Source organism: Acidimicrobiia bacterium (genome assembly GCA_040902765.1).
Taxonomy (GTDB): domain Bacteria; phylum Actinomycetota; class Acidimicrobiia; order Spongiisociales; family UBA11373; genus DATKBG01.
The window spans coordinates 1-4,990 of sequence record JBBDWO010000008.1 but is presented as its reverse complement, the minus strand read 5'-3'; the positions used below and the strand labels follow the sequence as shown (position 1 = coordinate 4,990).

The window sequence follows — 4,990 nt, the reverse complement described above, 5'->3', positions numbered from 1 at the left end:
GGGAGGTGGCAGCGACCGAAGGTCGCTGACGGAGGGGGAGGCCAGACGCGTCGCGAGGCCCACGTAGGGATCGCCCTCCCCCCTCCCCGCCTTCAGCGGTACTCCCCCCTTCGGGGGGAGAGAGGGGGGCCTACCGCAGTGCGGTGGCGAGTTCTCCGATCTGGCCGCGGTGTTCGGCTTCGTGCTGCATCAGGTGGTGCAGCACCCACTCGCTTGTCACCGTCCCTCCGTCGGTCGGGCGGTCCTCGAAGAGGAAGGCGTCGTCCTTGTCGGCGAGGCCGTCGTGAAGGAGGCCGCGCACCCAAGCCAGGCGTTCCCGGTGCCGGTCCAGACTCTCACCGGTGACCGGCGTGAGGCGACCGGTGTCGTCGCGCACGTCAGCCGGAAACCACGTCGACATCTCCTCCGGGAACTCCTCGCCCAGGATCTCTGCGTACAGCCAGTCCAACTCGATGGCGGCCACGTGATACAGGATCGTGCCGATCGTGTTCGGATGACCGGGCACCTCGGCATAGATCATCGGCGCGTCGAGATCCTGGAGGTGACTCAGCGTCCGTCCGCGGCATTCGTCGAGCATCGCCACCAGCAACCCCACCGCCGGAGTGAACCGAGATTCCCTGACCAGGCGGTCCTCTCTCACGACTCCACCAGTACGCCGGACCGATCGATCTGGGGCTCGAGGATCTCACCTTCGCCAGCGAGTACCTCCTCGAAGGCGTCCCGTACGGCCTCGCCGGTACTGTCGGTGACAAAGGCAAGCACCGACGGCCCCGCGCCTGACCAGCAGGCGTGGAGCGCGCCAGCGACTCGTGCTGCGGTCATCAGGTCCGAGGCCATGGGGGCGAGGCTAGCCCTGGGCTGCTCATGGAGCTCGTCCCCTCCGGCGGCTGCCAGCACGGTGGGATCACCGGTGCGCAGGCCCTCCACGAGCGCGGCGACCCTGGCGGCGGTGCGGACCGCCACACTGCGCGACACCATGTCGGGCAGCACGGCTCTGGCGCGGCTCGTCTCCAACTCCATGGCGGGTACGGCCACCACCACCTCGATCCCCGGGTGAACGCCCAGGCGGTGAACCCCTCCGATGGCATCGACAAAGGTCAGCCCTCCGTGGACCGCGGCCGCAGCGTTGTCGGGGTGACCCTCGGCGTTTGCGACGATCTCGAGGACGGCGTCGTGGTCGAACTCCCCACGCTCCAGCACCGCGGTCGCGGCGACGGTGGCCACCCGCACCGCCGCACTCGACCCCAGCCCCCGAGCCGAAGGGATCGCCGATCGGATGTAGATCTCCTTGGGGACACTCCCGGCCACGGAGCGCACGAACGAGGCGGTCTCCTCGTCGACGTGCCGGCCATCGCTGGTCACCGTCCACTGGTCGGCCGCGATCACCTCGACCTCGCAGCGCAGGTCGAGGGCGATGGCGAGCACGTCAAAACCCGGACCCAGATTGGCGGCGGAAGCCGGTGCCGAGGCGATGACCATTCGCGCCGAAGGCTATCGGGGGGAGATGACGGGTGTCGTTCGGATCGCCAACCGTCGACCGTGGCTTCTAGCTCATGGCTCATGGCTCATGGCCAGAGGGGGAGCCGTATCCTCCTGGAGCCTGGGGACTGGAGCCTGACATGGACATCTTCGATCTCGATTCGCTGGTCGCCCAGCTGATCCTCGCCGTGGGTGCTGCGCTGCTCATCGGGAACGCCTACGCCCTGGTCATGGCGCGGCGAGGAGTGCGACCCAAGGGGGCAGAGGGTGACCTCCGTCAGGGACGAGCGTGGTTCCTGCTCGCGGTCGGCGTGGTGATCACGGCCTGGGCGGCCGCCAGCCTCCTGCGCTGAGGAGAGCCCGGTCAAACCGCCTCGATGGCGGGTACGATTGCCTTACCGCGGGTGTAGTTCAATGGCAGAACACGAGCTTCCCAAGCTCGGAGCGGGGGTTCGATTCCCCTCACCCGCTCCAGTTCGCAATTCGCAAATTCGCAACTCGCTGTGGGCATCCTCACGAGCGCCCTGACGCACAGCTGCGTACCATCGCGACGTGATCCTCTCCGACATCTCCATCCGGGCCGCTATCGAGCTCGGTCGCATCGAGATCGACCCGTTCGACCCGGCGATGGTCCAGCCGTCGAGCGTCGACGTTCGCGTCGACCGGTACTTCCGGGTCTTCGAAAATCACCGGTACGCCCTCATCGACCCCAAGCAACCGCAGGAGGACCTGACCACCGAGGTGGCCACTGCCGTCGATGCCCCGTTCGTGCTGCACCCCGGTGAGTTCGTCCTCGGTTCGACGCTTGAGGTGGTCCGGCTCGCCGACGACCTCGTGGCGAGGCTCGAGGGGAAATCGTCCCTGGGTCGACTTGGCCTCCTGATCCACTCGACCGCCGGCTTCGTCGACCCGGGATTCGAAGGACACCTGACGCTAGAGTTGTCGAACGTAGCCAACCTGCCGATCGCCATCTACCCCGGGATGCGCATCGGCCAGCTGTCGTTCTATGAGCTCACCACCGCCGCCGAGAACCCCTACGGCTCCGGTGAGGCAGGATCTAAGTACCAGGGCCAGCGGGGCCCGACCCCCAGCCGGGTGCACGAAGACCCCTTCTTTGAGAGCGGGTAGCTCACAGTCTGGCTCAGCTGTGCTGAGCCAAACTGCCCTTCCCCTCGTCCACCCACAGCTGGAGTTCTTCGCGGTCGGGGAGGTGGAGGGTGCCGTCGCGGACGAAGTAGGCGGTGTCGACGAAGTCGAGGGAGATCGGGTCGTGGGTTGCGATCACCACGGCGGCGCCGCCCCGAGCCACCTTGCGCAGCATGTCGAGCACGTAGGCGGCGGTCGATGTGTCGAGTTCGCCGGTGGGCTCGTCGGCGAGGATCGCCTTGGGGTTGTGCACTATGGCCCTCGCCAACGCGACCCGCTGCTGCTCGCCGCCCGACATCTCGCCGGGTCGGTGGTCGGCGCGGTGGGCGATGCCACTCGCGGCTGAGGAAACGACGACCACCACCACGACCGAGCCCGTCACGGCCATTGGGTTCCCTGCCGGTTTTGTGCCTCTTGACAGCCGCTTCGGTGCCAGAGTCGAACGCGTCCTGTTCAGTCCCCGCGGTGTGTACGTCACCGTCTCCACGGTCTCTACTTTCAACGTCGAGGGTGAGGCGAGCGCGTTCGTTGGTGGCGCCTGGGATCTGGTACTCGTCGACGGCACCCGGATTTCGTCAGTGGACCAAGCGATCGACTCTTTGGTCCCCGGCTACCTGACGGTGAGCTTCGAACCCGGCGCGTACGGACCGGACGACGTCGACGCGATCCAGCACACCGCCCTCGGACTTCCGAAGTTCGAGAACGTCGCACTCAGCGTACCGGGCGTGGTGCTGCCGGTCGACGGGAGTCCGAAGACGATTGACGACCTCGACGTCGAGTACCGCACTGCGGACGGCACCGAGTTCCGTCTGATCGACCTCACGCTGTCCCCCGAGGGCGGCTCTTTGCACTGGACGGTCGGTCCCGACGATCGGGTCGCCCGCGTCAGCCTCTCGCTCCATGCGGGCTCACCCGACGCCGGGGTCAACGTCTGGCTCTACGCCCGCACCGGGCAGGAACAGGTCTTCGGGAACTTAGGGAATGTGTCGATCACCCACGGAGCATGGCAATCCAGTGGGGAAATGGCCTTCTACCTGGGCGGCGGCGAGTCTCCAATCTCGACCGGCTTGGATCTGGCACTGAACCTTCACGGGCACGTGGAGTGGCTCTCATTCAGCCCGGTTTCCAGCCCGCCCATCCCGGTCGGCGACGCACCGGTGTCCGTCGTCGAGTGACCGTCAACCCACCCCGACGAGGGACAGCTCCTCGGCTCGGTGGCAGGCGACACTGACGGATCCGACCGGACGCGCCACCGGGGTCTCCAGGCGGCACCGGTCGACGGCGAACTCACATCGATTGGCGAAGGAACATCCCCGCGGTAACTCGAACAGGTCAGGGGCCTCGCCTTCGATCGGCCGCAACCGCCCGAGCCCGAGACCCGGTACCGACCCGAGCAGGCCCGCCGTGTACGGATGCTTGGGCCTGAAGAAGATCTCGTCGACCGGACCCTCCTCGACGATCGCACCTCCGTACACCACGGCCACCCGATCGGCGACCCCCGCCGCTACCGCCATGTCGTGGGTCACCAGGAGCAGGCCCATGCCCCGCTTACGCCTCAGGTCGTCGATGAGGGCGAGGACCTGCTGGGCCACAGTGACGTCGAGACCCGAGAGGGGCTCATCGGCGATGAGAAGTCGGGGGGCCGACAGCAGGGCCGCAGCCAGCATCGCCCGCTGAGCCTGACCACGCGACACCTCGTCGGCGTAGGCGCCCATCATCCGCCGCTTGGGCAGGGCGACCTCGCCGAAGGCATCGTGGACCCGCTCGGCGACCTCCTCCTGGCTGAGTTCTTCGCCGTGGGCCCCGAGCACCTCACCGGACTGCAATCCGATCAGGTCCATCGGATACAGCGACCCGATGGCGTCCTGCAACATCACCCCGATCCCCATCCCGACCAGCCGCCGCCAATCGGCATCGGGGAGGTCCTGAAGCACGTGGCCCTCGAAAACGGTGCGACCACCGACCACCCGCGCTCCGGGACTGAGGAGATCGACCACCCCGCAGGCGATGAGGCTCTTCCCGGATGCGGATTCACCCACGAGTACGAGGGCCTCTCCCTCGTCCACGGTCAGGTCAATCCCATTCACGACGACGCGCTCGTCACCGGCCCGGTTGATCGACACCCGGAGTCCCTCGACGGAAAGCAGGGGAGGCATAGAGGGAGGGTAGAGGGGCGAGGCGCGAGGGGGGAGGGCTAACGCTCCGTGGTCCTCGCGACGCGTCTGGCCTCCCCCTCCGTCGGCGGCCTACGGCCGCTGCCACCTCCCCCTACAGGGGAGGGGAGTGCGCTTTCACCTCTCTCCCCCCGAAGGTGATCTCTCGCGGTTTGGGGTCGACAGTTGTGTGGTGACGCGCCAGCGGCGCA

The 4,990-nt window shown here is 67.5% G+C and carries 7 protein-coding genes and 1 tRNA gene; 4 read left to right on the top strand and 4 right to left on the bottom strand.

All coding sequences use genetic code 11. The annotated features are described in order from the left end of the window. Positions 1–130 precede the first annotated feature (130 nt). Both WEA29_03115 and WEA29_03110 read right to left on the bottom strand, forming a co-directional pair. Entirely contained in the window at positions 131–640 is a 510-nt protein-coding gene (locus WEA29_03115; GenBank protein ID MEX2322749.1) for a DinB family protein, read from the bottom strand. After that, positions 637–1,479, bottom strand: coding sequence for a homoserine kinase (locus tag WEA29_03110; protein MEX2322748.1), 843 nt, complete (start codon positions 1,477–1,479; stop codon positions 637–639). The genes WEA29_03115 and WEA29_03110 overlap by 4 nt, the downstream gene beginning before the upstream one ends. Before the next feature lie 140 nt (positions 1,480–1,619). Here WEA29_03110 and WEA29_03105 point away from each other — a divergent pair, with 140 nt between their 5' ends. The 3 genes from WEA29_03105 to dcd all read left to right on the top strand — a co-directional run bounded on the left by WEA29_03105 (position 1,620) and on the right by dcd (position 2,607). Continuing rightward, a complete protein-coding gene (locus WEA29_03105; GenBank protein ID MEX2322747.1) occupies positions 1,620–1,832 on the top strand; it encodes a hypothetical protein in 213 nt (70 codons plus the stop codon). A gap of 47 nt (positions 1,833–1,879) precedes the next feature. Continuing rightward, positions 1,880–1,953, top strand: a tRNA-Gly gene (locus tag WEA29_03100). A gap of 78 nt (positions 1,954–2,031) precedes the next feature. Further along, entirely contained in the window at positions 2,032–2,607 is a 576-nt protein-coding gene (gene dcd, locus WEA29_03095) for a dCTP deaminase (GenBank protein ID MEX2322746.1), read from the top strand. A 13-nt stretch (positions 2,608–2,620) separates the two neighbouring features. On the opposite strand, the gene WEA29_03090 is transcribed toward dcd, so the two are convergent. Then, entirely contained in the window at positions 2,621–3,007 is a 387-nt protein-coding gene (locus WEA29_03090; GenBank protein ID MEX2322745.1) for an ATP-binding cassette domain-containing protein, read from the bottom strand. Between the two features lie 25 nt (positions 3,008–3,032). Here WEA29_03090 and WEA29_03085 point away from each other — a divergent pair, with 25 nt between their 5' ends. Next, positions 3,033–3,800, top strand: a complete 768-nt coding sequence (locus WEA29_03085; GenBank protein ID MEX2322744.1) for a hypothetical protein — start codon at positions 3,033–3,035, stop codon at positions 3,798–3,800. A gap of 3 nt (positions 3,801–3,803) precedes the next feature. Here the strand turns inward: WEA29_03085 and WEA29_03080 are convergent, their stop codons facing one another. Beyond that, positions 3,804–4,781 carry an ABC transporter ATP-binding protein gene (locus WEA29_03080; GenBank protein MEX2322743.1) on the bottom strand — a complete coding sequence of 326 codons (978 nt, stop codon included), beginning with the start codon at positions 4,779–4,781 and terminating at the stop codon, positions 3,804–3,806. Between the last annotated feature and the right edge of the window lie 209 nt (positions 4,782–4,990).

Excerpts from the sequence above, each read along its gene's own strand:
- WEA29_03110 (MEX2322748.1), bottom strand. The coding sequence starts at position 1,479 with ATGGTCATCGCCTCGGCACCGGCTTCCGCCGCCAATCTGGGTCCGGGT.
- WEA29_03105 (MEX2322747.1), top strand. The coding sequence starts at position 1,620 with ATGGACATCTTCGATCTCGATTCGCTGGTCGCCCAGCTGATCCTCGCC.
- WEA29_03080 (MEX2322743.1), bottom strand. The coding sequence starts at position 4,781 with ATGCCTCCCCTGCTTTCCGTCGAGGGACTCCGGGTGTCGATCAACCGG.